Origin of the sequence: Pseudoalteromonas sp. GW168-MNA-CIBAN-0100, from assembly GCF_040309225.1 — a bacterium.
Lineage (GTDB): Bacteria > Pseudomonadota > Gammaproteobacteria > Enterobacterales > Alteromonadaceae > Pseudoalteromonas > Pseudoalteromonas arctica.
In genome coordinates this window covers 1-248 of sequence record NZ_JBEOOL010000893.1, presented here as the reverse complement: position 1 = coordinate 248, position 248 = coordinate 1, and the positions used below count along the sequence as shown (strand labels likewise).

General features: G+C 41.5%; 1 protein-coding gene. It reads left to right on the top strand.

Features of this window, described 5'->3' with window-relative positions; translation table 11 throughout:
* The coding region (locus AAEY62_RS23880; protein ID WP_350636946.1) for a hypothetical protein at positions 1-200 on the top strand (200 nt) is incomplete at its 5' end.
* Between the last annotated feature and the right edge of the window lie 48 nt (positions 201-248).

Below are 248 nucleotides of genomic sequence, written 5' to 3'. Positions count from 1 at the left end.
ATACAGGACAGAAGCAACCAAAGCGCATCACAGAGCCACTGAGAGAGCTAGAGAGCACGAAAATATGCCTAGGATGTAGACATGGCAAGTACAGTAAGCGAGAAAATTCTAACAACCAGAAGGTGTATTGGGATTTTTCTTGTTTGATAGATCATGGCCAAGAGCAAAGTGTTGAAGAGTGCACGCATTACGAAAAGTAACTTACCCTTAAATTAACGGGTGAACGGCTTTAAAATCGCTGTTAAATG